Annotated in this window: 1 protein-coding gene; it reads left to right on the forward strand. The window is 63.6% G+C overall.

What is annotated here, in order from left to right; all coding sequences use genetic code 11:
- On the forward strand, positions 1–467 hold a 467-nt coding region (locus tag OQ968_RS24800; protein ID WP_324682298.1), incomplete at both ends, for an AMP-binding protein.

A 467-nucleotide genomic window follows, 5' to 3' on the forward strand; every position in this document is an offset into this window, starting at 1 on the left:
AGATTTTCGGGGCCCTGCTGGGTGGTGGGCGGCTGGTGGTGGTGCCCGAACCGGTGACCCGCTCCCCGCACGAGCTGTATGAGCTGCTGATCGGTGAACACGTCAACGTGTTAAGCCAGACCCCGTCGGCGTTTTATGCGCTGCAAACCGTCGAGGCTTTACAGCCCGAGCTACGAGCGCAGCTCGAGCTGGAGGCTGTGGTGTTCGGCGGCGAAGCGCTCGATCCCCAGCGTCTTGGCGGGTGGCTGCACAACCCCGTGGGATCACCGCGGGTGATCAACATGTATGGCATCACCGAGACGACCGTGCATGCCTCGTTTCGAGACATCGTCGACGCCGATACCCACAGCACTGTCAGTCCTATTGGGGTGCCGCTGGCCCATCTTAGTTTTTTGGTGCTCGATGGGTGGTTGCGCCCGGTGCCGGTCGGGGTGATCGGCGAGTTGTATGTGGCCGGCCCCGCGGTG

Source organism: Mycobacterium sp. 663a-19, from assembly GCF_035616495.1.
GTDB lineage: Bacteria > Actinomycetota > Actinomycetes > Mycobacteriales > Mycobacteriaceae > Mycobacterium.